Here is a 25,199-nt window from a genome sequence, read left to right on the forward strand (position 1 = left end):
CGCGTCCGGGTGGGAGGGCGGCATTCGAACACGGGGCAAATCGATGCGAGTGGTTTCGGTCGCGACCAGCGCCGTCGTCTTTCTTTTCCTGCTCGTTGCCGGCGGCTTCGCGCAGGATAAGGGCGATCTGCCCCAAATCGTCGACGAAGCGGGCAATCCCTTGCCAAACGCCGTCATTTCCCTCGAAAAACTCAATCTCGGCGGCATCGGCCAGTGGATCCTGATCCGGGGTCGCGACCGTAACAAACCGGTGCTGCTGGTGCTACATGGCGGGCCGGGCGCCTCGATGATGCCTTGGGTGGATCTGTTCCACACGACCGAACTGGAATCCAGTTTCGTGGTGGTGCACTGGGACCAGCGCGGCGCGGGCAAGTCGTTCTCCTCCGGACTGACGACCAAGGATCTCGACGTCGCATCCTATATCGACGATACGCTGGAACTTGCCGATCTTCTTCGTCGACGTTTCGGCAAGGACAGGATTTTCCTGACCGGCGTCTCCTGGGGCAGCGCGCTGGGCTTCCTGACGCTGCAGCGCGACAGTTCACCATTTCACGCCTTCATCGCGACGAGCGAGCGGGTCGATTGGCGCCGCAGCCAGACGCTTGGTTATGAGTGGGTGAAGGCGGAGGCCGAGAAGGCCGGCGATCAGGAGGCGCTGGAGCGGCTGGCGGCAATCGAACCGTTCGATCCGGCCGATTTTGGCGATATCGCCGTCAAGAACGAGTTGCTCGATACGTTCGGCGGTGGCGACATTCACACCGAAGGCCTGTGGGACGCCTATCAGGACTACGCCACCAGCGGCCAGAGCCCCTATTACACGCCGGCCGAAGTCGGCAATTACACGCAGGGCCTGGAATTCTCGCAACGCGCGGTCGTCCAGCAGGCGCTCGACTACGACCTTTTCGTGGACTTTCCGAAATCGCCCATCCCGGTGCATTTCATCATGGGGATGGAAGACCACCAGACCCCGGTCAGCCTTGTCGAGGATTACGCCGGCGAGCTGGACGCGCCGGACAAGAGCCTGACCATCGTCCAAAGCGCCGGGCACGACGTCCCGTTTGACGCCCCGCTCGCCTGGGCGAAGGCGCTGATCCGGATTGCCGGAGAAACGGCCGAGAAACACTGACCGACCGAAGCGCCGCTCGTCAGAGCTTCATTACCAGCTGGCCATTGGAGAATTCAAAGTTTCGCAGCCGCTTGAGGAAGCTCATCCCGATCAGCACGATGTTGAGCGAATCGTCTTCCAGGATCATCGCCTCGACGTCACGCACGCGAATCGAGCCCAGACGCACCTCGCGCACGATGGTGCGCGCGGCCTTCGTCGAACCGTTGGCTGTGTTGACGGTGTAGATGAACTCGGAAGGTGAAACATGAATGCCGGCGCTGCGCGCCTGCGACCGGTTCATGGCGATCATCGTCGCGCCGGTATCGACGACGCCTGTGACACGACGCGAATTCAGGCTGAACTCGGCGATGTAGTGTCCGCGCGGGTCCGCACGAAGGCGTTCGGTGCCGGACCACGCGCGGGCCGGTTCCTGCGATTTTACTGCGGCGCGGCGGGCGGAATCGGCTTCCACGCGATCTTTCAGAGCAATCGCGGCCGTGTCCACGACATGCGGATTGTCGTTCAGGAACGAGACCACGCCGAGCGCGGAAATCGACACGGAAACAACGATGAAAAGATAGCGCAACATCGGCGCGGCCTCCTTGCCGGAGGCGTTTTCGCATGCTGCGCTTTTTCGCGGGTTAAGCGGCGGCCAATTCCCTAAAGGCGGTTAATGCTCCAAAAGCGAATCACGGGGAATTTTAGCGATTCAAGGTGATTATAGGCGAATCAGGCACCGCCGGCCGATATCGCGCCGCTCTGCAGCAACATCTCGACCGTCTCCAGCACGTCCGATTTCACGGTATTCGCGCTTTCCGGATAGATTTCGGCCAGTTCACCCGCCAGTTCCTCGGCGGTGCGCGTGCCGTCGCACATTTTCCAGATCAACGAGGCGACGGAATCCAGATGAACAGCGTTCTGGGATGTCGGGCGATAGAGCAGTGTGTTGCCATCCATTTCCACCGTATAGAAGGCCTCATTGCGTGTCAGCTTTCCGCCTGATTCGTTTGCGGTCATGGCCCTGCTCTGCTCGTTCGGTTTGATGGATGCATTCATTTACGGATAGTCATTTCATCCAGTAACTCCAACGCCAAGGCGTCTCCCGTCAACCATTTTGGCGACCGACAAGGGTTTCGACACGAACTGCAGGATTTCGAACTTGCCGCATCCCCCATACGATGTTACCCAACGTTAAGGGCTTTGGGGCATTCGTAACAAAGCCACAAGATTTCACTAAGGGGTAGTCCATGTCGGAAGGCAACAAAAAGAACGTCAGCCGCAGGCAGGTGATGACAACGGTCGCTATCGGCGGCGTCGCAACGGCAGTCATGTTGCCGAGCAAGTGGACGAAACCGATCGTCGATTCCGTGATCACACCGGCGCATGCGCAGTCTTCCCCGCCGCCGACCACTGTTACGACCGGGACTACGGTCACGACCACTTCGGGTACGACCGTGACCACGACGACGCCCCCACCCCCTCCGTAAGGGTGTTGATCGAGAACTGATCAAACTGCTTTAGCGTTTATATCGCAATGGCCGGCAATGTGCTGGCCATCATTTTTTGGAAGACTGCATACGGCTGGCAAAATGCCTGAGTTGCTCATCGAACTAGCCGGTCAGACGGTTTCTCTGACAGTTCCGGATATCTTTGGTGAAATGGCCGGGTATCTGTTCGGACACCAAATGGCGTTCGACGTCACCGCCAACCACTCGGTTTCGATCAAACAGACTGGCGACGACTCGTTTCTTATCGAGACCCCTTTCTCGCCACCAGTGCCCGAACTAAAGGCCAGCGACCTACCCGAATTCGCCATGGATGCGGTCATTCGAGGCCTGGTGACCGATCAGTCCAAAGGCGTCATACTTCATGCGGCGGCCGTTGAGCGGCAGGGCAAGGCAGTTCTTGTCGCAGGCATTTCCGGTGCCGGTAAATCCACGCTGACAGCCTGGTTGGCGACGAACGGCTTCCGATATTGCACGGACGAGATCGTCTTCGTCCCACTGGCCGACCCGTTGCAAGTCACACCGTTTCGCAGACCATTGGTGCTCCGGGCGGATTCAGTCAGGGCGCTTGAAGAAGATGGCTTCGACAATTCGCAACAGCATTCATTTGGCGACAAGAGCCACGTTGCCATTCCGAGCGAATATACCGGTAAAACTCTGACGCCAGGTGCGATCGTTTTTCCGGCCTTTCATGCGGATGCCGAAATCTCAATTCGCCCACTGAGTTCCAGCCAAGCCGCTTTGCGCCTGCTCGAAAACAATTTGAACGGGGCAAACCTGGCCGATGGTGGCCTCGCAAGCCTGGCCCAGCTCGCCAATTCGACCCCCGCCTTTGAACTCCGTTATGGGGAATTCGAACAATTGGAAGGGGTTCTCGAAGATGTCATCGACGATATCATCGAGACCGCGCCTGACCCGAAATCCTGGCACAGGATCCATTCTGCCTTTGGACAGAATCAGGCTTCACAAACCGTTCGGACCGCACCTCCCGTGCGTGCTCCGACGAAAGTGAATGCGGCGACCCCGTCGCGAGGGAAATTCAAACTCACAATCGGGATGGCAACTTACGACGATTTCGACGGTGTCTATTTTACGCTGCAGTCGTTACGCCTGAACAATCCGGAGTTGATGGACGATATCGAGTTTCTCGTCATCGACAATCACCCGGACGGACCATGCGGCGATGATCTCAAGGCATTAGAGAACCACTGCAAGACCCTCCGCTACGTCCCCTTTACCGGTCAGTCGGGTACGGCAATCAGGGATGTCGTTTTTTCCGAAGCCAGCGGCAATTTCGTGCTGTGCATGGATTGTCATGTGCTGCTCCCGCCCGGCGTTCTCAAACGCCTTATGGACTTTCTCGACGCACATCCCGACAGCACTGATTTGTATCAGGGTCCGCTGCTGTATGACTGGCTGGATCAGATTTCCACGCATTTCAAGCCGGAGTGGAACAATGGAATGTACGGCACGTGGGACGTCGACGAAAGAGCAGAGGATATTGATGCCGAGCCGTTCGAAGTTCCGATGCAAGGTCTCGGGCTGTTTGTGTGCAAACGCGACAGTTGGCCGGGATTCAACTTGAAGTTCCGCGGCTTCGGCGGCGAAGAAGGCTACATTCACGAAAAATTCCGACAGCGGGGCGACCGAACACTGTGCCTGCCATTTCTGCGATGGCTGCACCGTTTTCAACGGCCAATGGGAATCCCGTACAGGCCGATCTGGGAAGACAGAATCCGGAATTACATGATCGGTCATCGCGAACTCGGCCTCGACGAGGGACCATTAAAAAGTCATTTCGGCGAACTGCTCGGAAAGGAATTCACCAAGCGCGCAATGGAGGAGATCGATGTCGAACTTCAGAATCCGTTCAACCGCTTCGATGCGCTACGGTGCATCAATCTCGATGACCGACCCGACCGGTATGCCGCCGTCGACAAGCGTTTCGAGAAGATCGGCATCTCCCGGTTGGTCAAGCGGTTCCCCGCTATCAAGACCCCGGAAAACCACCATATCGGCTGCGCGCTTTCTCATCGCGCGATCATCGCTGACGCCCGGCAGCGCGGTTTGAGAAACGTATTCATCTTCGAGGATGACGTCATCTTTCATGACCGGATCATGGAGTTCATGCCGGTCGTTATGGACGAGCTCGAAAAGACCGACTGGGACCTGCTTTATCTCGGCGCAACCGTATGGGGCAGGGATTTCGATATGGTTCCGGGCAGCAGCATATTCCGTGAAGCGAAATTCCTAACGAGCCTGCAGTCCTACGCGGTGAATCATACGGTTTTTGACCGCATACTGGGAGACCTTCCCGACGATCACGATTCAATGGCATCCTGGCTCGGAGTACATCACGGCATCGATCAATATCTTGGCCGCCTGGATAAGCGAAAATTACTCACCGAGCCGATGCTCGCTATCCAGCCGGAACTGACCACACAAGCGAATTTCAAAGGTCAGGAGCACTACGCCAAGGCCTAGCCGGAATTGCTTCAAGCTCCCAGGCTTCGCCTCGGCGCGAGTGTCATCTGGTAATAGCGGAATGCGTGGCGCAGGAATTTCGAACGCCAGTAGCCTTCGCCCGTCGCCTCCAGCACCGCCTGAGGCGTGACGATCTTCCAGCACGGCGGAAGGCGAAGCGCCTCGCGAATGACCTTTCTCCGGCCTTCGGGAAGCGCCCGCGGGAAAAGGCCGTCGATCAGCGATAGCGACATCGAGACTTCGGGCTGGATGTGCAGGCGCGAGACGGTGTCCGCCAAATGGCGCAGGCTGTCGTCGGACAGTTTACGGCTCGCCTGAAGCACATCGACAAGCAGCCGGAGCTGGTGGAACTTGTGACCCGCGGCGGCATGTATGACCGCGACGACGAAATGCCCGGCGGCAGGCCACTGGCCGCCGCCGCGCGCCAGGTCGTACTCATCGAACCCGAAAGACACCCGTCGTCGCAAAGCCGGGACATGAACGATATCGGTATGCAGTTCGGCGAGAAGGGACGTGTCGCCCCCATATCCCCATTTCTGTTCCTCGTTGGCCTCGGACTTGTCGAAATGCTCGCGCTTGAACTGGACGAAATCGAGCGTTTGCATGATCTCCCCGGCGCGCGCCAACGCAGCTCTCGGCAGAAGGATGTCAATATCCGAGTAGGGGCGGTCCGACGGGTCGGGATACAGCTCTTCGGCGAAGGCCTGGCCCTTGATCAGGGCATGTGGAACGCCTGCCTCGCCCAGCGCCCGCGCGATGCGCGAAGCCTGATCCGCCAGCGCCTTGGTGACCGCCGACAGGAACATGCGGTCCCTGACGGCCGATGAGCGGTAGTGCTCGAATTCCGCGTTCTCCGACAGTCCGATCCCGGCGATCTTGCGAAGCACGACCGGCTCGACATTGTGGTCGCGCGCGGCATGCAGGACCGGTTCGATTTCCGCTACGGGAAACGCATCCGCTGCCAGCGGCTCGCCTTCCGGGTCCGCCAATCGGCAGAGCAACCGCTGTTGTGACGGCGTCAGACGAGGTCTTTCGTCAGGCATGGCATTGCCCATCGCAACACTCTGTCGGAGCGGACAGGCCGCTACTTCGTGCCGTACATGCGGTCGCCGGCGTCGCCGAGACCGGGAACGATATAGCCCTTCTCGTTCAGGCGTTCGTCGATCGACGCGGTGACGATCGGTACGTCAGGATGCGCCTCGGTAAACTTCTTCACACCCTCGGGCGCGGCGAGCAGGCAGACGAAGCGCAAGTCCTTTGCGCCACGCTCCTTCAGTTTTGTGATTGCGGCGATGGCAGAATTGGCGGTCGCCAGCATCGGGTCAACGACAATGACGAGGCGGTCGGAGAGATCTTCCGGTGCCTTGAAATAGTATTCGACCGGCTCTAGCGTCTCATGGTCTCGATAGAGACCGATATGGGCGACCCGGGCGGACGGAACGAGATCGAGCATGCCTTCCAGCAGGCCGTTGCCGGCACGCAGCACGGAGGCGAAGACGAGCTTCTTGCCTTCGAGCACCGGCGACCGCATCTCGGCCAGCGGCGTCTCGATGGTTTCCATCGTCATCGGCAGTTCGCGCGTCACCTCGTAGCAGAGCAACAGCGAAATCTCGCGCAACAGCCGCCTGAACCCGGCCGTCGAGGACTCCTTCTTGCGCATGAAGGTGAGCTTGTGCTGCACGAGCGGGTGATCGACGACGGTGACGCTGTCCATGGGGTACCTCGCAGAAGAATGGTGCCGTCACCCTAGCGGCACGGGACCGGCGGGAAAAGCCGCAAGAAGCGGTCATCGACCGCTATCCAAGGCTCAAACCGTCAGCCGATGCGGGCGAGCAGCTCCCTGCGCGTTTCCTCGTCGACAAATGCCGCTTCGATCGCCGTCCGGGTGACAGCCAAAAGGGCGTCGTCGTCGAGGCCGAAATGCGTCCGCGCGATCTCGTATTCGGCGGCGAGCGACGTGTGGAAGAAGGGCGGGTCATCCGACGACAATGTCACCTTCACGCCGGCGTCGCGCAGTGCCGGGAAAGGATGGTCTCCGTAGGAGTGGAAGACCGACAGTGCGATGTTGGAGCCCGGGCAGACCTCGAGCACGACACCTTCGTCTGCAAGACGACGCACCAGGGCCGCATCCTCGATGGCGCGCACGCCATGGCCGATGCGCGAGGGCCGCAGATGATCGAGCGCGCCGCGCACGCTTTCGGCCCCGACGAGTTCCCCGGCATGGACGGTGATACCGAGCCCGGCATCGCGTGCAATATCGAAGGCGCGCGCGAAATCCTCCGGCGCATGCATGCGCTCGTCACCGGCCATTCCGAACCCGGTCACGAGGGGGTGCGGGTGGGCGGCGATGTAGCGGGCGGCCCGCTCCACGGCTTCCGGACCCTCATGGCGGAGACCGGTCGCGATCATCCGTCCTTCGATGCCGTGCTTTTCCCGCGCGCGGCGCATGCCCTCGGCAAGACCGACTATGTATGCGTCCGGCGTCAGCCCCGCATTGACGGCATGGTCAGTGGAAATGAAGACTTCAGAGTAAATCGCGCCCTGTCCGGCCAAGTCGGCGAGATAGGTCTCGGTAAGAAGCGCATAGTCCTCCTCGCAGCGGAACAGCATCGACGCGACGTCATAGGCACGCAGGAAGGTCGTGAAATCCGACCAGACATAGGAGCCGTCACGAATGATGGCGGAAATGTCGACGCCGTATTTGCGTGCCTGTTCCTCGACAAGAGCGGGACTCGCCGCACCTTCGATGTGGCAGTGGATTTCCGCTTTCAGGACCATGGGCGACATCTCCGCTTAAAGGGCAAATCTCCGTGACATGATGGCACGGCTTGCGCAATGGCCCCGTTTGCCTGCATAGGCTACGTTCCTGAAAACCGAGGCATCACGAACGGATCAGACCCATGTCGCAATCGAGAACCACAGCGGGCGGCGCGATGAGAACGTCGTTCGGCTTCGCGCAGGTGGGCGAAGGCGAAAAGCAGGGCCGCGTCAACGACGTGTTCCACAAGGTGGCGCAACGCTACGACATGATGAACGACCTGATGTCGGCCGGGATGCATCGCGTCTGGAAGGACGCCATGGTGACGGCGCTCAACCCGCCGAAAGACCGGCCCTGGCACTCGCTGGACGTCGCAGGCGGCACGGGCGACATTGCCTTTCGCATCGTAGAGGCATCCCGCGGCAATGCCCAGGTCGATGTGCTCGACATTAACGGTTCGATGCTGGAGGTCGGGCGCGAACGGGCGGAGAAGCGCGGACTGGCCGACAATCTGGCATTCGTCGAGGCCAATGCCGAAGACCTGCCCTTCGAGGACGGAAGTTTCGATGCCTACACAATCGCCTTCGGTATTCGCAATGTGCCGGATATACCCAAGGCGCTCGGCGAAGCCTACCGCGTGCTGAAACGCGGCGGACGCTTCCTGTGTCTCGAGTTTTCCGAGGTGGATACACCGCTTCTCGAAACGCTCTACGAGAAATGGTCGTTCAACGCGATCCCGCGTATCGGCCAGGCAGTGACCGGCGACGGCGAGCCTTATCGCTACCTCGTGGAATCGATCGCTAAATTCCCCAATCAGGAGAATTTCGCGGCAATGATCCGCAACGCGGGATTCTCCAGGGTGACCTACACCAACTATACCGGCGGCATCGCGGCGCTGCATTCGGGTTGGAAGCTCTGAGCACATGAACACCCTCATGGCGACATTGCGGATGATCCGCGCCGGCTGGGTGCTCGCGCGCGAAGGCGTGATCGCGGGCTTTCCCGCGAACGGGCTGACCGGTCCCGCGGCAACCGCGCATGGCGTCGCCAGTGCGCTGGCGCGCAAGCGCAGCCGCTCGCTCGACAACGCCGAGCGCATGACGCGGGCGATCGCCAGGCTCGGTCCCTCCTATGCCAAGCTGGGGCAGTTTCTCGCGACACGACCAGACGTCATCGGCCTCGATCTCGCGCTCGACCTCGCGCATCTGCAGGACCGCATGGAAAGCTTCCCGATGGAGGACTCGATCCGGCGGATCGAGGATTCTCTGGGTCAGTCGGTGTCGGACCTGTTCGTCGAGATCGGCGAGCCGGTGGCTGCCGCTTCCATCGCGCAGGTTCATCCGGCCACGGTGCGCGATCCGGACGGAACCACGCGAAAGGTCGCGGTCAAGGTCATCCGGCCGGGTGTCAGACAGCGTTTCGCACGCGATCTCGACACGTTCTTCCTGTTTGCGCAAATGCAGGAAAAGTACATTCCCGCATCGCGGCGCCTGCGCCCGGTCGCCATCGCCGAGACGCTGGCGCAATCGACCAAGATCGAGATGGACCTGAGGCTCGAGGCCGCCGCATTGTCGGAGATGGGCGAGAACACGAAAGACGATCCGGGTTTCCGCCTGCCCACGGTCGACTGGCTGCGCACAGGACGCGACGTGCTGACGCTCGATTGGGTCGATGGCATCAAGATGTCCGAAATCGACGCGCTGCGCGCGGCCGGTCACGATCTCGACCGACTGGCCGACGCAGTGGTGCAGAACTTCCTTCGCCACGCCATGCGCGACGGCTTCTTCCACGCCGACATGCACCCGGGCAATCTCTTCGTCGATCCGAAAGGCGATATCGTCGCCGTCGATCTCGGTATCGCCGGACGAATCGGCCTTAAGGAACGGCGGTTCCTCGCCGAAATCCTGTACGGGTTCATCACGCGGGATTTCCAGCGCGTCGCGCAGGTGCATTTCGAGGCGGGCTACGTACCGCCGCATCAGGATGTCGAAGCCTTCGCGCAGGCGATCCGCGCCATCGGCGAGCCGATCCACGGACAACCGGCCGAGACGATCTCGATGGCCAACCTGCTGACGCTTCTGTTCGAGGTGACGGATATTTTCGACATGCAGACGCGGCCGGAACTGCTTCTGCTGCAAAAAACGATGGTCGTGGTCGAGGGCAACGCCCGCGCGCTCAATCCGCGCTTCAACATGTGGAAGGCCTCGGAGCCGGTGGTGGGCGACTGGATTGCGCGCAATCTGGGACCGGGCGCGATGCTGGCCGATGCCAAGAACGGGTTGGAATCGCTGGGCCGGCTGGCGCGCACCCTGCCGGACCTGGCCGAACGCACCGAACGCCTCTCGCACGAGGTCGGCGACATGGCCGAACACGGCATGAAGCTCGATCCCGAAACGGTCAACGCCATCGGCAAGGCCGAGGCGCGGGAATCCCGCTCGGGACGGGTCGCGCTCTGGATCATAGCGCTGGCGGCGCTCTGGATCGCCTGGCAGGTGAGCTAAATCTTTACGGCACAGTAATTCTGTGATTGGATTATTCCAACTTAGTTGGAAATATCCCATGTCCAAGATCGGAAAATTTGTCGAAAAGCGGTTATCCGAGTTAAACAAGCGACCGGTAACCGCCGCGCTGGAAGCAGGGTTGGAGCGTTCCTACCTTCGCGACCTGATCGTCGGCAAGAAACAGACCATCCGCGCCGACATGATCGAAAAAGTGGCCGAAGCCATCGGCGCGACTTCGCAACAATTGCTCGACCTGCAAGACCGCGACATGACCGGAGCACGTGACGATCGAACGCCGGTATCGATGGGAATCGAACATAGCCCCGTAAAAGACAAGCGCATCCTGCTGATCATCGGCGGCGGTATCGCTGCCTACAAATGCCTCGACCTGATCCGCCGCCTGCGCGAACGTGGCGCGTCGGTACGGCCGGTGATGACGAAGGCAGCCACCGAGTTCGTGACGCCGCTGTCGGTCGGCGCGCTCGCCGCAGACAGGGTTTTCACGGAATTGTTCGACCGGGAGGACGAGCAGGATGTCGGCCACATCCGGCTGGCGCGCGAAACCGACCTCATCGTCGTCGCGCCGGCGACCGCCGACCTGATGGCGAAAATGGCGGCGGGGCTTGCCAATGACCTTGCCTCGACCATCCTGCTTGCGGCGGGGTCGCCGGTTCTGATTGCGCCGGCGATGAACCCGCATATGTGGAGCCACCCGGCGACCGTTCGAAACCGCACCATGCTCGAAGCGGACGGAATCGGCTTTGTTGGCCCGAATTCCGGCGAGATGGCCGAAGCGGGCGAAGCCGGCACAGGGCGCATGGCCGAAGCGCTGGAGATCGTTGCGGCGATAGAAGTGATGCTGGACGCATCACCGAAGCCGCTTGCCGGAAAGAAAATCATCGTGACCTCCGGACCGACGCATGAACCGATCGATCCGGTGCGCTATATCGCCAACCGGTCGTCCGGAAAGCAGGGCCACGCCATCGCCGCGGCACTGGCCCGCCTCGGCGCGGATGTCCGGCTCGTCGCGGGTCCCGTGACGATCGCCGATCCGGCAGGCGTATCCACGACGCATGTCGAAACTGCCCGGCAGATGCGCGATGCGGTGGAAAGCAACCTGCCCGCCGACGCGGCGATTTTCGCAGCCGCCGTGGCGGACTGGCGCGCGGCGACCGAAGCCGGAGAGAAGATGAAAAAGGAAGGCGGCAAGGGCCCCTCGCACCTGCCGTTGACCGAGAATCCCGATATCCTTGCCGGGATCGGAACTCACGAAACGCTCAGACCGCGCCTCGTCATCGGCTTTGCCGCCGAGACGGAAAAGCTGGTCGAGCATGGCAGCGCCAAACTGAAGCGAAAAGGGGCTGATTATATTGTCGCCAATGATGTCTCGCCCGACAGCGGCATCGGCGGAACCGGCGTGATGGGGGGCGACCGGAACCGCATCACGCTTCTCTCGGCAGACGGCGCTGATCCGTGGCCCGAAATGACCAAGGACGAGGTCGCGGCTCGGCTGGCGACGCTGGTCGCCGAAACCCTGGCGGACTGACGCTCGGTTTCAGCCGAAGCGGTTGTGAATGCGAGTGTGGAGAAGTTCCGCCGCGCGGTCGCCACGATCCCGCATGTGGTCGAAGCCTACCGGATGAGCGGCGACCTCGACTACATGCTGAAGGTGCGCGTCGCGGACATGCGTGCCTATGACCGTTTCTACCGGAAACTGATCCGCGCAGTTCCGCTTGCCGATGTCTCGGCCTCCTTCGTAATGGAGGAGATCAAGGAAAACAGGGGCGTTCCGCTGGAGGCGGTTTAAGCTGTCAGGCGTTCGGCATGCGCCCCAGCGCCTGCCCGGTATCGTCACCGGCCTGTTCGCGCTTGACCTCCGAGACGGCCATGTTGATCGCGGCCATGCGGTCTTCGACCGCATCGATACTGGCGGTACCGTCAGCCGCCTTGCGGGAAAGCTCGTGCTTCATGTCGCGCAGACGCGCCAGTTTCTCCTCGCGTGAGAAGAAGCCGTCCGCCACGATCGCTTCCGGCGTCATGTCGGCTTCGGAAGAAAGGTCCGGTCTGTCGAACATCGTCGTCTCCTTTCGTTTTTGTCTGAGAGGAAAACGGATCAGCCCCAACGAGGTTCCAAAAGCGCGGCGTTCACCGAGACTGAACAATGCGTCCGCAATCCGGGAATCTGTGAACGACGACTGAAACGTCCTATCTTATGGGCAACAAGGAGACCCCAAATGTCCATTCGACCCGTGAAACATATTTCCGGCACGCAGTCCGCCTTGGAAGGCGCCGGCGTCAAGCTTGAGCGCGTCTTCGGTTTCGGCGATCCGTCGATGACCGACCCTTTCCTGATGATGGACGATTTTCGCAATGACCGCCCGCAGGATTACCAGGCAGGCTTTCCGTGGCACCCGCATCGCGGCATCGAGACCATCACCTATGTGCTGGAAGGCTCGGTCGACCATGCCGACAGCCTCGGCAATTCAGGCACGCTCGGCCCCGGCTCGGTGCAGTGGATGACCGCCGGTTCGGGCATCATGCACCAGGAAATGCCGAAGGGCGATTTTCGCGGCCGCATGCACGGCTTCCAGCTCTGGGCGAATTTGCCGTCGAGCCTGAAGATGACGACCCCGCGCTACCAGGATATCGGCGCCACCGACATTCCCGAGATCATCGATGACGACGGAACGCGCGTGCGTGTCGTGGTTGGCGAGTTTTGGGGCAAGCGCGGCCCGGTCGATGGCGTCGCGGCGGATCCGCAATATCTGGATATCTCGATTCCGCCGAATACGCGCAAGGTATTGCCCATCGACACCTATCGCTCGGCTTTCGCCTACATCTTCGCCGGCTCCGCGACTTTCCGCGACGCGTCGAAACCGTTCGGCGTTCTGGTGGAAAAGGAAATCGGCGGCGAGGAAGTCCATATGCGCGACATGTCGGGCAACCGAACGCTGGTGGTGTTCGGAACAGGCGACGAGATCGTCGTGCAGTCGGGCGAGCAAGGCGTGCGCTTCCTGCTCGTCTCAGGCGCGCCGATCAAGGAGCCGGTCGCCTGGCACGGGCCGATCGTGATGAACACCCGCGAGGAACTGGAACAGGCGTTCCGCGACCTTCGCAGCGGCTCCTTCATCCGTGAATCCGCCACCGTTTAGGACTTATGGCCGCCGGCACTCCATCCGGCGGCCATTTCTTCCGGATCGACAATCGGTCCCCCGGTGCTATCGTCCACCCATTGTCGAGATGAGGTGAGACGATGGGACGTTCCGTTCTCGAAGACCTGCAGGCGCGGTTGAGCGCCACGCGGCAGGAGATCGAATCCGAATTCGAAACGGAGCTCGCCGAACAGCGCGAACGTTTCCGCTATACGCTGCATCGCGGCAAGGTGCGTTTCGAACGCGATATCCGCGAATTGCAGCGGCGCTATCGCGTCGGCTTGCTGAAATATATCGTCGGCGCGCCGCTCGGCTTCATCCTGTCGGCGCCGCTGATCTACGGGCTGATTGTGCCGCTGGTCTTTCTCGATGCGGCCGTGACGCTCTACCAGCATGTCTGTTTCCGGATTTACGGGATCCCGCTTGTGCGCCGGCGCGACCACATCATCGTCGACCGGCAGCATCTCGCCTATCTGAACGGGATCGAGAAGCTGAACTGCGTCTATTGCGGTTATGCCAACGGGCTGATCGCCTATGTGCGCGAGATAGCCGGGCGTACGGAACAGTATTGGTGTCCGATCAAGCATGCCCGCCGCAGCGCCGATCCGCATGACCATTTCGAGGCGTTTGTCGACTACGGGGACGCCGAGACCTATCGCGCGAACCTCAAGCAGATAAGAGGCGATCTGAACCGTTGACGGGTTACTAGACGGCCTGTCCCGCCACCCAGCCGGACGACCAGGCCCACTGGAAATTGTAGCCGCCGAGCCAGCCCGTAACATCGGCAGCCTCGCCGATGACATGAAGTCCCGGAACCGATTTCGATTCCATTGTTTTCTGATCGAGGCCGGCCGTGTCAATGCCGCCCAGCGTTACTTCGGCCGTGCGATAGCCTTCCGAGCCGGACGGCTTGACCGTCCAGCGATGAACCGGGTCGGCGATACGGCGCAGCGCGTCGTCGTTCAGTTCCGCCAGCGGGCCCGAGGCGCCCGCCTCTGTGACGATAAATTGTGCCAGCGCCTTCGGCAGCGTTCGCGCAAGGACGGTCTGCGCCTCCTGTTTGCCGGCCAACTGGCGCGCTTCGCGCAGGATCGCGAAAACATCATCGCCCGGCGCCAGATCGACGCTGATCGCGTCGCCCTCGCGCCAGTAACTCGAGATTTGCAGGATCGCCGGGCCCGACAGGCCGCGATGGGTAAACAGCAACGCCTCGTCGAAACTCGTCCCGGCATGGGCAACACGCGCCTCCGTGCTGACGCCCGCCAGCGGCTTGAGACGCTCCAGGAGGTTCGGTTCGAATGTCAGCGGGACGAGGCCCGGCCGGGTTTCGGCGACAGCAAGGCCGAATTGCTCGGCAACACGATAGGCGAATCCGGTCGCGCCCATTTTCGGGATCGATTTGCCGCCGGTCGCGATCACAAGCGACGCGCAGGAGACCGGGCCCGTGGACAGGCGCAATTCGAATGTTGCGCCCGGCCGCGCGATCTCGTCGACGCTTGTCGAGAGTTCGAGCGTTCCGCCGGCCTGCGCAAGATCGTCGGTCAACATGTCGACGATCTGCCTTGCCGAGCCGTCGCAAAACAGCTGACCGAGCGTCTTCTCGTGCCAGGCAATGCCGCGTTCCTCCACGCGGGCGAGGAAATCGGCGGCGGTGAACCGCTTCAGGGCCGAAATGCAAAAATGCGGGTTGGCGGAGAGAAAGTTGGCCGGCGACGCATGGATGTTGGTGAAGTTGCAGCGCCCTCCACCTGAAATCCGGATCTTTTCTCCGGGCTGTCGCGCATGATCCACGACAAGCACGGCACGGCCGCGCCTGGCAGCTTCCGCGCCGCAGAACAGACCGGCGGCACCGGCTCCAAGAATGACGACATCGTAGCGGCGAGACTTCATGCCATTCCCTTAACCCGGCGCGTCGGCGATGTCAGAACCGCGCAAGAGAAAACCGGCGGACAATGCCGCCGGTTCCAAACTTGATGCAGCCCGATATCAGCCCGGCAGGTTTGCCTTGCGCAGATACGGGAAGATCGTCTCGAACTCGCCGAACTTCTCTTTCGCCGCCTCGTCATTGACCGAGGTCGGAATGATGATCGGTTCGCCGATCTTCCAGTCCGCCGGCGTCGCGACAGCGTTTTTCGTCGACGTCTGCAGCGCATCAAGCGCGCGAAGAACCTCGGCGAAGTTGCGGCCGACGGTCATCGGGTAGGTCATCGACAGTTTCAGCTTCTTGTCGGGACCGATGATGAAAACGGATCGCACGGTCTGGCTGTCGGCCGGCGTCGGCGTGCCCGGAAGGTAATATTCCGCGGGCAGCATGTCGAAGGCCTTGGAGACCGCAAGGTCGGTATCGGCGATGATTGGAAACTTCGCCGTCAGGCCGGCATAGGATTCGATATCGCTCTTCCACCGCTTGTGCTCCTCGACGCCATCGACGGAGATGCCGATCACCTTGGTGTTGCGCTTGGTCCACTCGTCGTCGAGGCGCGCGACGGCGCCGAATTCGGTGGTGCAAACGGGCGTGAAATCCTTCGGATGCGAAAACAGGATGGCCCAGGAATCGCCGATCCAGTCATGGAAGCTGATCGTTCCCTCGCTGGTTTCTGCGGTGAAGTCCGGCACTGTGTCGTTGATACGAAGGCTCATCATACTCTCCTTTTCGGTTACCGCGCCAAGGCGCAAAATCTGTGTTCATGCCTCAGATAGTCATCCGACCGCCTGGAACAAAGACATAGCTTTCTGCCTTTGCGCGGCAGAACAGCGCATCGTGCCAACCGCCGGTCAGGCGGCTTTGGCGCGGATCTGATAGTCCTTGATTTCGTCGAAGACCATGCCCGGCGCGCGGTCGGCCTCGTAATTGAGCGAGAAGGCGTTCTCGGCGAGAAAAACAGGGTCGCCGTCGAGGTCCCGTGCAATCGCGGCGCGGTGTTTCTGCATGAAGGTTTCGAGCTGACCCCGGTCCTCATGCGAGATCCAGCGGCAGACATTGAAACGCGCGGCCTCGAAATCGACCGGCAGACCGTATTCCTGCTTCAGCCGCTCCTTGAGCACGTCGAGCTGCAGCGCGCCGACCACGCCGACGACAGCCGGCGAGCCGTCTTCGGGCACGAAGAGCTGGACAACGCCTTCCTCGGCCATCTGTTGCAGCGCCTCGCGCAGCTTCTTGGCCTTCATCGCATCGCCGAGGCGGACACGGCGGAGGATTTCCGGCGCGAAGTTCGGCACGCCGCGAAACAGCAGGTCCTCTCCCTCGGTCAGCGTGTCGCCGATGCGAAGCGTGCCGTGGTTCGGAATGCCGACCACGTCACCGGCAACCGCATTGTCGGCGATCTGTCTCTGGTGGGCGAAGAAGAACATCGGCGCCGACAGCGTCATCGACTTGCCGGTGCGCACGAGCTTCGCCTTCATGCCACGATCGAGCGAACCGGAGCAGACGCGTACGAAGGCGATGCGATCGCGGTGGTTCGGGTCCATATTGGCCTGGATCTTGAAGACGAAGGCCGTCAGTGACGGCTCGGTCGCCTCGATGACGCGCTTGTCACTTTCCTGGGCGCGCGGCGGCGGCGCGAAATCGCCAAGCGCCTCGATCAGGTCGCGCACGCCGTAGTTCTTCAGCGCAGAACCGAAATAGACCGGTGTCAGATGGCCCTCGAGAAAGGCCTGTCTGTCGAAGGGGCGGCAGGCTTCCTGCGCGAGCGCGGCCTCCTCGATGAAGGTCTCGCGCTCGTTTTCCGGCAGCAGGCCCGAGACACCGTCCGATTCCGGGCCATTGACCTTTACCGGCTCGATTTGCGCGTCTTCGCGGCGCATCGTGCCCTCGGCCATGTTCCACGTTCCGGCGAAGGTCTTGGCGCGACCGATCGGCCACGTCACAGGCGCGGTATCGAGCGCGAGCTTCTGTTCGATCTCGTCCAGGATCTCGAAGGGATCGCGGCTTTCGCGGTCCATCTTGTTGACGAAGGTGACGATCGGGATATCGCGCAGGCGGCAGACCTCGAACAATTTGAGCGTGCGCGGCTCGATGCCCTTCGCGGCGTCGATCACCATGACGGCGGCATCGACGGCGGTCAGCGTGCGATAGGTGTCGTCGGAAAAGTCCTCGTGACCCGGCGTGTCCAGCAGGTTGAAGACATGGCCGCCATATTCGAAGGTCATCACCGAGGTGACGACGGAAATGCCGCGCTCGCGCTCGATCTTCATCCAGTCGGACCGGCTCTGCACGCGGTTGCGCTTGGCCTTGACCTCACCCGCGAGCTGGATCGCGCCGCCAAACAGCAGCAGCTTTTCGGTCAGCGTGGTCTTGCCCGCATCCGGGTGGGAAATGATCGCGAAAGTGCGACGGCGCGCGACGGCGTCCTTGAGATTTTCGGCCATGGTCGTGTCCGTGAAAACTTGCCGCGCTTCTCGCAGGCGCGGGCGCGGCTGTCAAACACGTTCCCAAGGGGCGGCGAGTGCATCTTTTCGTCAAATATACGTTGATATCAATCTATCTTCGATCTACAGTCGCCTCATCCACACAGCCATTGCGAGAGGAACCCGCATGGAACCGACCATCTATCTCTATTTCAACGGCAATTGCCTTGAGGCCATGCAGTTCTACGCTGAGACGCTTGGCGGCGAGATCATCGGCGTGTTCAAGAATGGTGACGCGCCGGACCCGGAAAGCCGAATGCCCGGCGGCGACGATCTTGTGATGAACATGAACATGCGGCTCGGCTCGGCCAATATCATGGCCTCTGACGCGCCGGGCGAATGGTATACGAAGCCGCAAGGCTTCAACATCTCGTTGGCGGCGAACTCGATTGAGGAGGCAGAGCGGATCTTCAACGCCCTGTCCAGGGACGGTGACGTGCGCATGCCTCTGGAGGAGACCTTTTGGGCGGAACGCTTTGCCATGTTCTCCGACCGGTTCGGTACGCCGTGGATGATCAATTTCACCGGTTCCAAGGCGATAAGCTGAGGCAAGGGAGGCGGACAACCCGATGTCTTTCCAGGCATATCTCGACAACATACAGGCCAAGACCGGCAAATCACCGGCGGATTTCAAGGCGATGGCCGCCAAAAAAGGCTTCACCGGCAGCTCCGGGCTCTCCCCGGGCGTGAAGGCGACGCAGATCACCGACTGGCTGAAGCAGGATTTCGGGCTCGGCCACGGCCACGCCATGGCGATCGTCACGCTTCTCAAAGGCGCAAAGAAGGAAGGCAGCCAATAGCGTCGGCGGCCAAGGACCAAAGGACAAGCATCATGACCTATGTAGACGGAATGGTCGCCGCGGCGCCGGCGAATGGAAAAGAGGCATATCTCGAATATGCGAAACGCGCCGCCGAGGTTTTCAAAAGTCTGGGCGCGACATCCGTTGTCGACTGCTGGGGTGAGACGGTGCCGGACGGCGAAGTCACGTCGTTTCCGATGGCCGTCAAGAAGAAGGATGACGAGGTCGTCGTCTTCTCCTGGGTCGAATGGCCCTCGAAGGAAGCACGCGACGCGGGCTGGAAAAAGTTCGAGGACGATCCCTCGATTTTCGAACGTCTCGGCGAGATGCCGTTCGACGGGAAGCGGCTGATATTCGGCGGCTTCGAGACAATCACCAGATCCTGAACCAAGGAGGACTTCGATATGACGCGGAAGGTCAAGACCTGCCTGTGGTTCGATGACGGGGCGCTTCCCGCGGCGGAGTTCTACTGCTCCCTGATACCGGATTCGCGCATCGACCATGTGAGCCGCCATATCGAGAACGCGACGCATGGCGAGCCGGGCGCGGTGCTTGCTGTGGAATTTACCCTGGCCGGAACGCCCTACCAGGCGATCAATGGCGGACCGCATTTCAAGCTGTCCGAAGCCGTTTCGATCTCGGTCAGCACCGAAGACCAGGCGGAGACAGACCGCCTGTGGGCGGCGCTCACCGCCGACGGTGGCGCGGAAAGCCAGTGCGGATGGTGCAAGGACCGGTTCGGCCTGTCCTGGCAGATCGTGCCGAAACGCGCGGCCGAGCTTTTCAGCGGCCCGCAGGCGTCGAAAGTCTGGCCGGTGCTGATGACCATGCAGAAGATCGAGATCGCCGCACTGGAAGCGGCGGCGGCGGCATGAGTCTTCCGATGTGAGACGTTGCTCACAGAATTGCTTCGTCTTTCGCTTGCGGAAGACGGGCGGGCGCGGCAGATAGCCGCAATGACGTCTCCAACCCTGACACTCATCCGCCTGCCGCATGGCGACGGGATCGCCCTTCCCGGTTACGAAACCGAGGAGGCCGCCGGCATGGATCTACGCGCGGCTGTGGCCGACGACATGCCGTTGACCTTGCAGCCGGGCGCGCGGGCGCTCGTTCCGACCGGTTTCGTTTTCGAGATTCCGGCCGGCCACGAAGGCCAGATCCGGCCGCGTTCCGGCCTCGCCCTCAAGCACGGGATCACCTGCCTCAACACGCCGGGCACGATCGACGCCGATTATCGCGGCGAGGTGCAGGTTCTGCTGATCAACCACGGAACGGAACCCTTCGAGATCACGCGCGGCATGCGTATCGCCCAGATGGTCGTCGCTCCGGTCACGCAGGTCGCCGTCACGGAAGGCGAACTGGCCTCAGGGACGACGCGCGGCGCGGGCGGATTCGGCTCGACGGGCACCCACTGACGGACACACCCAAAATGACACCCCCCGAACTTGTAATCTTCGACTGCGACGGCGTGCTCGTCGATACCGAAACCGTCGCCAATCAGCGGCTTTCCGCGATCATCGCGGAGCACGGCCTGGACCTGACGATGGCACAATGCCGCAAGCGCTTCATGGGCCGCACCATGAAGAGCGTCCGCGACATTCTGCTGGAGGAAGAAGGGATCGATCTTGGCGCGGATTTCCCCGACCGCTGGCTGGCCGGCCTGCCGGACCTTTTTTCCGCCGGCGTGGAGGCCATTCCGCATGTGCGCGAGGTCATCCTCTATCTGAACGCCATCGACACGCCTTATTGCGTCGCCTCATCGGCGAAGGTCGAGAAGATGCACCTGACGCTCGGCGTTTCAGGGCTCCTGCCACTGCTGGAGAACGTCCTGTATTCCGCGTGGATGGTCGAGAAGGGCAAACCCGCGCCCGACCTGTTCCTGTTTGCCGCGAGCGAACTGGGTCATGCGCCCGAACGCTGCGCGGTAATCGAAGACAGCCCGGCCGGCGCGCTGGCCGGCAAGGCAGCGGGCATGCGCGTCTTCGGCTACACCGCCGATCCGCTGACCGACGCCGAGGGCCTCGCCGATGCGGGCGCCGTGTTGTTCGACGACATGCGGACGCTTCCGGCCCTGCTTGGCCTGCGATAACAATTCTGTCCGGCTGAAAAAACTATGCCGCGGACGCCAGCCGCTCGCCGGCAATGCGGTAGGAAATTGCCTCGGCGACATGGATGCGGCCGGTCTGCGCCGCGCCGTCGAGATCGGCCAGCGTACGGGCAACCTTCATGATGCGGTGATAGGCGCGCGCCGAAAACTTCATCCTGTCGGCGGCATCGCTCAGCAGTTGCAGCCCTCCGGCATCGACATCCGCGACCTGTTCGATCAGTGCCGTCGGGCAGTGGTGGTTGGTGGTGACGCCCTTTATCGCGAGCGCTTCGTAACGCTCCGTCTGGATCGCGCGGGCGGCAGCGACACGCTTGGCGACCGACGCGCTCGGCTCGCCCGGGCGGGAGCGTATCAGATCACCCGGCGTGACGGCGGGAACCTCGACGCGCAGATCGATCCTGTCCATCAGCGGGCCAGAGATACGGGCCTGATAATCGGCGACGCAGCGCGGCCCGCGCGCACATGTGTGACCGGGCTCACCGGCCATGCCACAGCGGCACGGATTCATCGCCGCGACGAGCTGGATGCGCGCCGGATAGGAAACGCGGTGATTGGCGCGGGCGATGACACATTCGGCCGTCTCCAGCGGCTGGCGAAGCGAATCGAGCACCTGCGGCGTGAATTCGGGAAACTCGTCGAGAAACAATACGCCATTGTGAGCGAGAGAAACTTCGCCCGGCTTGACGCGCAGCCCGCCACCGACCATCGCCGCCATGGAGGCGGAATGATGCGGCGCACGGAAGGGACGGCGATCCGACAATTTGCCGCCGGCAAGCTGGCCAGCGATCGAGGCGATCATCGAGACATCGAGCAGTTCGGCCGGCGTCAGCGGCGGCAGGATCGACGGCAGGCGCTGGGCCAGCATCGACTTGCCGGATCCGGGCGGCCCGACCATCAGGAGATTGTGCCCGCCGGCCGCGGCGACCTCCAGGGCGCGCTTGGCCGTTTCCTGGCCCTTGATGTCGGCGAGATCAGGCAGGCCCGCTGGAAGCTCGCGGCGGGCGGGCACCGGGCGCGTGAGCACCTGCGTGCCGCGAAAATGGTTGGCAAGCGAGATCAGGCTTGCCGGCGCGACGATATCGACATCCTCGCCCGCCCAAGCCGCTTCCGGCCCGCATTCCTTCGGACAGATCAGACCCTTGCCCTGCGCATTGGCCGCAATCGCCGCCGGCAATACGCCGGCAACCGGCGCGATGGTGCCATCGAGCGACAGTTCCCCGAGCACGACATAATTCGACAGCGCATCGGCGGGCACTGCGCCGAGCGCCGCCATTAGACCGAGCGCGATCGGAAGATCGAAATGCGAGCCTTCCTTGGGCAGATCGGCGGGCGCCAGATTGACTGTGACCTTCTTGGGCGGCATCGACAGGCCGGAGGCATGCAGCGCCGACTGGACCCGCTCCCGGCTCTCGGCCACCGCCTTGTCCGGAAGGCCGACGATATGCATGTTGTGGTGGATTAATTTCTAACTGATATTACCCGTTTTTGACGGTTCGTAAACGCCGCGAGGCAGCCAATGGGGTTGCTCTCGTGCAAGATTCGATTGCCTTACCGCAGCAAGCGCGCCGGATACGTCAGTGATGGACATGATGCCGATTGTGCAGGTGACCACCGATGCAACGTATTGCGGCATTGATCGCATATCCGAGTACGACCCACATCGCGGCGACCAGCGCAAGAAGACCAAAACCTATCAGGACTGACGTGGTTTCCGGTCTCGCACCAGATCGCGATGCAGCACCCGTCAGGTTGCGGTTGGCCTGCGATTTCTGAACTGCTAGCCTGCCCGCATAATCCCGCCCCTGCGCGACGAAGTTGCGGTTGGCCTGCGATTTCTGAACTGCTAGCCTTTTCCCCCCTGTTTGGTGGAGCAGAGTCGCGTTGCGGTTGGCCTGCGATTTCTGAACTGCTAGCCTTACGGAGCTTGACGTAATCGACGGTGTTTGGTTGCGGTTGGCCTGCGATTTCTGAACTGCTAGCCTACGCCCGCGGATCGTCTGTTTTGCTGGTCCGTTGCGGTTGGCCTGCGATTTCTGAACTGCTAGCCTCGCCGGTTGTTGCGGACGGAACCGCTTAACGTTGCGGTTGGCCTGCGATTTCTGAACTGCTAGCCTGCGCTCGATGTTGGCTGGAACAGAACCGCTGTTGCGGTTGGCCTGCGATTTCTGAACTGCTAGCCTTTCTTCTTTCCGCCACCGAATAGACCGCCGGTTGCGGTTGGCCTGCGATTTCTGAACTGCTAGCCTCGCAGCCCGATCGCTCGGCCGCCGCGCAGAGTTGCGGTTGGCCTGCGATTTCTGAACTGCTAGCCTCCGTTCTTATCGTAGTGGGGATAGTGTATAGTTGCGGTTGGCCTGCGATTTCTGAACTGCTAGCCTTTTAATCCCGCCGCCTATGATTGGACCCCAGTTGCGGTTGGCCTGCGATTTCTGAACTGCTAGCCTGCCCGCGCATGTCCTCCGCATCGAGCGGGCGTTGCGGTTGGCCTGCGATTTCTGAACTGCTAGCCTCGCCAGGCCGCGGCGAGAAGGCGACAGACCGTTGCGGTTGGCCTGCGATTTCTGAACTGCTAGCCTCTATCGTGTCATCCGAGCCGTCACCGACGAGTTGCGGTTGGCCTGCGATTTCTGAACTGCTAGCCTGCCCGGCGAGACCTTCGTGCATCCGATCCAGTTGCGGTTGGCCTGCGATTTCTGAACTGCTAGCCTAGATCAGGCAATGCCGATCATCCACGATTAGTTGCGGTTGGCCTGCGATTTCTGAACTGCTAGCCTATCACGCAAGCTCCCTTGCTCGTCTCAGGTGTTGCGGTTGGCCTGCGATTTCTGAACTGCTAGCCTCCATGCCGTAGGTTAGTTTCATGCCCTTGAGTTGCGGTTGGCCTGCGATTTCTGAACTGCTAGCCTATATCGGAATCGCGCTCGCCTTCGGGGCCGGTTGCGGTTGGCCTGCGATTTCTGAACTGCTAGCCTGTTTGAAGCCTCAATGCCTTGTTTTTGCAGGGTGTTTGGGGCTTCATGCCGTCGCAAAACAAATCTGCGCAACTAGAACAGAGCGATCTGTTCTGGGTTTTTCCTGCGAGCACGGCGACTTTGGTCGCTGAATCTGACGATGTTTTCATATTGCCTGTCCGTGAACTGAAATATAAAAACATCACCGCGCGCCGGAAGGTTGGCTTCAATTCGGCGGCAGTAGGTGTCGAATTGCTCTTGACCGTTTAGCAGCCTTAGGTAATTCGAAAGCTGACTCATTTCAAAGCCCTGATCAAGCAAGAACTTCCGGAACTTTGCCGCCTGCGCTCGGTACTTTTTGGTGTCCACCGGTAAGTCGAAGGTTACGAGCATCCACATCAGCCTGTAGGCGGACATATGAGTTGGCGTTGTCCGCTCTCCCCGTTTTTGCGTATAAATCGTGGTCATTGGTTCCCGCTCCGGAGCGCGATACCCGCCATGGTCAGGGCATCCGGCGGCGTCGGTAAGTCGAGTTCCTTTACTTCGCCGCAGAACATTGCCGACAATTGCTGGGCGAGGCGCGTGGCGTGAACGTAAAGCGGGCTTTGGCCGTGCGGCGCGGACAGGTCCATTGAGACTAATGTCGCCAAAGCCGTCTTGGCTTCGGCTGACACCTGTTCGCAACCATCCCGCACAAGATTGTAGACAGCCCGATCGACCAACGGACGATACGGTTCCATGAGGTCGTCGGACAGTGCGAAGGCGTTGCCGCGGTTGGCGTGGTGTAGGCCGATGGAGGGGTGCAAGCCGGCCGCGCAAATTGCCCGACCTATCATCGCGCGTAAGACGGTGTAACCGTAGTTGAGCAGTGCATTTGCGCCCTCCGCCGTCCGGTCGCGGCGAAAATCCGTACCCATTAGTGCCTGCCAGTAACGTCGCGCTGCTTGGGCTTCCACGTTGTCTGGGTCGCCGGAGCGGACCTTACGCGCCAGCATGTCGAACGCGCCGGCCTCCGCACCAACGGAGGCCAGAACAGCTCCTTGCATGCGTATTTTCGCAACGACGATGTCGCGCCAAGCGCGTTTGACCAGCGGGCGCGACGCGTTTGCTTGCGCGTTGAGCCGAGCGCCTTGCAGGTGGTTGCCTTCGAGTGGCCAGACGCAAGCCACCGGCGCGTGATTTTGAGCGCACAGTACGATGGGCACGGCACGTTCCGTAAGACGGAGGAACGCGGTGTTCGACCACGTCAGCCCGTGGGCGTGCGCGATCACGCCAACGATATCGTCAAGTGCAATCCGCCCGACCTCCTGACGGTCCCTAGCATTACAGTTGCATTTTAGATTTGAGGTGTGCCTGTTGGGCTGCGGCCTGATGTGCGCGTCGCCAGAGCGACCATGCGATGACATGGGCCGGATGAACGCGTTGTCGT

At 61.4% G+C, this 25,199-nt stretch carries 26 protein-coding genes, 2 pseudogenes and 1 CRISPR repeat array; of the genes and pseudogenes, 16 read left to right on the plus strand and 12 right to left on the minus strand.

What is annotated here, in order from left to right; all coding sequences use genetic code 11:
• Positions 1-43 precede the first annotated feature (43 nt).
• The gene (locus ACQK2M_RS02390) at positions 44-1,126 is read left to right on the plus strand and encodes an alpha/beta fold hydrolase (RefSeq protein WP_425416468.1); all 1,083 of its coding nucleotides are present in this window, start codon (positions 44-46) and stop codon (positions 1,124-1,126) included.
• Between the two features lie 19 nt (positions 1,127-1,145).
• On the opposite strand, the gene ACQK2M_RS02395 is transcribed toward ACQK2M_RS02390, so the two are convergent.
• Entirely contained in the window at positions 1,146-1,694 is a 549-nt protein-coding gene (locus tag ACQK2M_RS02395; RefSeq protein ID WP_425416469.1) for a retropepsin-like aspartic protease family protein, read from the minus strand.
• A gap of 140 nt (positions 1,695-1,834) precedes the next feature.
• Entirely contained in the window at positions 1,835-2,122 is a 288-nt protein-coding gene (locus ACQK2M_RS02400; protein ID WP_425416470.1) for a PqqD family protein, read from the minus strand.
• Between the two features lie 272 nt (positions 2,123-2,394).
• On the opposite strand from ACQK2M_RS02400, the gene ACQK2M_RS02405 reads away from it, so the two are divergent.
• Together ACQK2M_RS02405 and ACQK2M_RS02410 are read left to right on the plus strand one after the other, a co-directional pair.
• The gene (locus ACQK2M_RS02405; RefSeq protein WP_425419969.1) at positions 2,395-2,592 is read left to right on the plus strand and encodes a hypothetical protein; all 198 of its coding nucleotides are present in this window, start codon (positions 2,395-2,397) and stop codon (positions 2,590-2,592) included.
• A 102-nt stretch (positions 2,593-2,694) separates the two neighbouring features.
• Positions 2,695-5,094 carry a glycosyltransferase family 25 protein gene (locus tag ACQK2M_RS02410; RefSeq protein WP_425416471.1) on the plus strand — a complete coding sequence of 800 codons (2,400 nt, stop codon included), beginning with the start codon at positions 2,695-2,697 and terminating at the stop codon, positions 5,092-5,094.
• 11 nt (positions 5,095-5,105) lie between these two features.
• Here the strand turns inward: ACQK2M_RS02410 and ACQK2M_RS02415 are convergent, their stop codons facing one another.
• The 3 genes from ACQK2M_RS02415 to ACQK2M_RS02425 form a co-directional block, all read right to left on the minus strand.
• Positions 5,106-6,137, minus strand: a complete 1,032-nt coding sequence (locus ACQK2M_RS02415; RefSeq protein WP_425416472.1) for a nucleotidyltransferase family protein — start codon at positions 6,135-6,137, stop codon at positions 5,106-5,108.
• 41 nt (positions 6,138-6,178) lie between these two features.
• Positions 6,179-6,808 carry a uracil phosphoribosyltransferase gene (gene upp / locus ACQK2M_RS02420; RefSeq protein WP_425416473.1) on the minus strand — a complete coding sequence of 210 codons (630 nt, stop codon included), beginning with the start codon at positions 6,806-6,808 and terminating at the stop codon, positions 6,179-6,181.
• Between the two features lie 101 nt (positions 6,809-6,909).
• The gene (locus ACQK2M_RS02425) at positions 6,910-7,872 is read right to left on the minus strand and encodes an adenosine deaminase (protein ID WP_425416474.1); all 963 of its coding nucleotides are present in this window, start codon (positions 7,870-7,872) and stop codon (positions 6,910-6,912) included.
• A gap of 122 nt (positions 7,873-7,994) precedes the next feature.
• Here ACQK2M_RS02425 and ubiE point away from each other — a divergent pair, with 122 nt between their 5' ends.
• The 4 genes and pseudogenes from ubiE to ACQK2M_RS02445 form a co-directional block, all read left to right on the plus strand.
• Positions 7,995-8,771 (plus strand): bifunctional demethylmenaquinone methyltransferase/2-methoxy-6-polyprenyl-1,4-benzoquinol methylase UbiE, encoded by a 777-nt coding sequence (ubiE, locus tag ACQK2M_RS02430; protein ID WP_425416475.1) that lies wholly within the window; start codon positions 7,995-7,997, stop codon positions 8,769-8,771.
• A gap of 4 nt (positions 8,772-8,775) precedes the next feature.
• Positions 8,776-10,353 (plus strand): 2-polyprenylphenol 6-hydroxylase, encoded by a 1,578-nt coding sequence (ubiB, locus tag ACQK2M_RS02435; protein ID WP_425416476.1) that lies wholly within the window; start codon positions 8,776-8,778, stop codon positions 10,351-10,353.
• A gap of 304 nt (positions 10,354-10,657) precedes the next feature.
• Entirely contained in the window at positions 10,658-11,899 is a 1,242-nt protein-coding gene (gene coaBC, locus ACQK2M_RS02440) for a bifunctional phosphopantothenoylcysteine decarboxylase/phosphopantothenate--cysteine ligase CoaBC (protein WP_425419970.1), read from the plus strand.
• A 36-nt stretch (positions 11,900-11,935) separates the two neighbouring features.
• A pseudogene (locus ACQK2M_RS02445) lies at positions 11,936-12,160 on the plus strand (Lrp/AsnC ligand binding domain-containing protein); the annotation flags it as partial.
• A gap of 4 nt (positions 12,161-12,164) precedes the next feature.
• Here ACQK2M_RS02445 and ACQK2M_RS02450 read toward each other — a convergent pair.
• Positions 12,165-12,428: a hypothetical protein gene (locus ACQK2M_RS02450; RefSeq protein WP_425416477.1), complete on the minus strand. Its 264-nt coding sequence runs from the start codon at positions 12,426-12,428 to the stop codon at positions 12,165-12,167.
• A 159-nt stretch (positions 12,429-12,587) separates the two neighbouring features.
• Between ACQK2M_RS02450 and ACQK2M_RS02455 the strand changes: the two genes are divergently transcribed.
• Positions 12,588-13,505: a pirin family protein gene (locus ACQK2M_RS02455; RefSeq protein WP_223478780.1), complete on the plus strand. Its 918-nt coding sequence runs from the start codon at positions 12,588-12,590 to the stop codon at positions 13,503-13,505.
• A 101-nt stretch (positions 13,506-13,606) separates the two neighbouring features.
• On the plus strand, positions 13,607-14,203 hold the full coding sequence (locus tag ACQK2M_RS02460) for a hypothetical protein (protein WP_425416478.1): 597 nt from the start codon (positions 13,607-13,609) through the stop codon (positions 14,201-14,203).
• A gap of 7 nt (positions 14,204-14,210) precedes the next feature.
• Here ACQK2M_RS02460 and ACQK2M_RS02465 read toward each other — a convergent pair whose 3' ends face one another.
• From ACQK2M_RS02465 to ACQK2M_RS02475, 3 genes are all read right to left on the minus strand, one after another.
• Positions 14,211-15,395 (minus strand): NAD(P)/FAD-dependent oxidoreductase, encoded by a 1,185-nt coding sequence (locus ACQK2M_RS02465; RefSeq protein ID WP_425416479.1) that lies wholly within the window; start codon positions 15,393-15,395, stop codon positions 14,211-14,213.
• A gap of 96 nt (positions 15,396-15,491) precedes the next feature.
• A complete protein-coding gene (locus ACQK2M_RS02470; protein WP_425416480.1) occupies positions 15,492-16,145 on the minus strand; it encodes a peroxiredoxin in 654 nt (217 codons plus the stop codon).
• A gap of 135 nt (positions 16,146-16,280) precedes the next feature.
• The gene (locus tag ACQK2M_RS02475; RefSeq protein WP_425416481.1) at positions 16,281-17,873 is read right to left on the minus strand and encodes a peptide chain release factor 3; all 1,593 of its coding nucleotides are present in this window, start codon (positions 17,871-17,873) and stop codon (positions 16,281-16,283) included.
• Positions 17,874-18,039: 166 nt separating this feature from the next.
• Here ACQK2M_RS02475 and ACQK2M_RS02480 point away from each other — a divergent pair, with 166 nt between their 5' ends.
• From ACQK2M_RS02480 to ACQK2M_RS02505, 6 genes are all read left to right on the plus strand, one after another.
• Positions 18,040-18,459, plus strand: coding sequence for a VOC family protein (locus ACQK2M_RS02480; protein WP_425416482.1), 420 nt, complete (start codon positions 18,040-18,042; stop codon positions 18,457-18,459).
• Between the two features lie 22 nt (positions 18,460-18,481).
• Positions 18,482-18,712: a DUF4287 domain-containing protein gene (locus ACQK2M_RS02485; RefSeq protein ID WP_425416483.1), complete on the plus strand. Its 231-nt coding sequence runs from the start codon at positions 18,482-18,484 to the stop codon at positions 18,710-18,712.
• A 32-nt stretch (positions 18,713-18,744) separates the two neighbouring features.
• Positions 18,745-19,098: a DUF1428 domain-containing protein gene (locus ACQK2M_RS02490; protein WP_425416484.1), complete on the plus strand. Its 354-nt coding sequence runs from the start codon at positions 18,745-18,747 to the stop codon at positions 19,096-19,098.
• Between the two features lie 18 nt (positions 19,099-19,116).
• Entirely contained in the window at positions 19,117-19,587 is a 471-nt protein-coding gene (locus ACQK2M_RS02495; RefSeq protein WP_425416485.1) for a VOC family protein, read from the plus strand.
• Positions 19,588-19,668: 81 nt separating this feature from the next.
• Positions 19,669-20,127, plus strand: a complete 459-nt coding sequence (dut, locus tag ACQK2M_RS02500; RefSeq protein ID WP_425416486.1) for a dUTP diphosphatase — start codon at positions 19,669-19,671, stop codon at positions 20,125-20,127.
• 14 nt (positions 20,128-20,141) lie between these two features.
• On the plus strand, positions 20,142-20,801 hold the full coding sequence (locus ACQK2M_RS02505; RefSeq protein WP_425416487.1) for an HAD family hydrolase: 660 nt from the start codon (positions 20,142-20,144) through the stop codon (positions 20,799-20,801).
• Between the two features lie 22 nt (positions 20,802-20,823).
• Here the strand turns inward: ACQK2M_RS02505 and ACQK2M_RS02510 are convergent.
• A pseudogene (locus tag ACQK2M_RS02510) lies at positions 20,824-22,266 on the minus strand (YifB family Mg chelatase-like AAA ATPase); the annotation flags it as partial.
• A 130-nt stretch (positions 22,267-22,396) separates the two neighbouring features.
• Between ACQK2M_RS02510 and ACQK2M_RS02515 the strand changes: the two are divergent.
• Positions 22,397-22,522, plus strand: coding sequence for a hypothetical protein (locus ACQK2M_RS02515; RefSeq protein ID WP_425416488.1), 126 nt, complete (start codon positions 22,397-22,399; stop codon positions 22,520-22,522).
• 45 nt (positions 22,523-22,567) lie between these two features.
• A CRISPR array of direct repeats spans positions 22,568-23,791; the repeat unit is 36 nt; unit sequence GTTGCGGTTGGCCTGCGATTTCTGAACTGCTAGCCT.
• A gap of 72 nt (positions 23,792-23,863) precedes the next feature.
• Here the strand turns inward: ACQK2M_RS02515 and cas2 are convergent.
• Together cas2 and cas1 are read right to left on the minus strand one after the other, a co-directional pair.
• Entirely contained in the window at positions 23,864-24,238 is a 375-nt protein-coding gene (gene cas2 / locus ACQK2M_RS02520; protein ID WP_425416489.1) for a CRISPR-associated endonuclease Cas2, read from the minus strand.
• On the minus strand, positions 24,235-25,176 hold the full coding sequence (gene cas1 / locus ACQK2M_RS02525; RefSeq protein WP_425416490.1) for a type II CRISPR-associated endonuclease Cas1: 942 nt from the start codon (positions 25,174-25,176) through the stop codon (positions 24,235-24,237). Before cas1 ends, cas2 begins: the two co-directional genes overlap by 4 nt.
• Between the last annotated feature and the right edge of the window lie 23 nt (positions 25,177-25,199).

It is taken from the genome of Oricola indica (genome assembly GCF_965227485.1).
Taxonomy (GTDB): domain Bacteria; phylum Pseudomonadota; class Alphaproteobacteria; order Rhizobiales; family Rhizobiaceae; genus Oricola; species Oricola indica.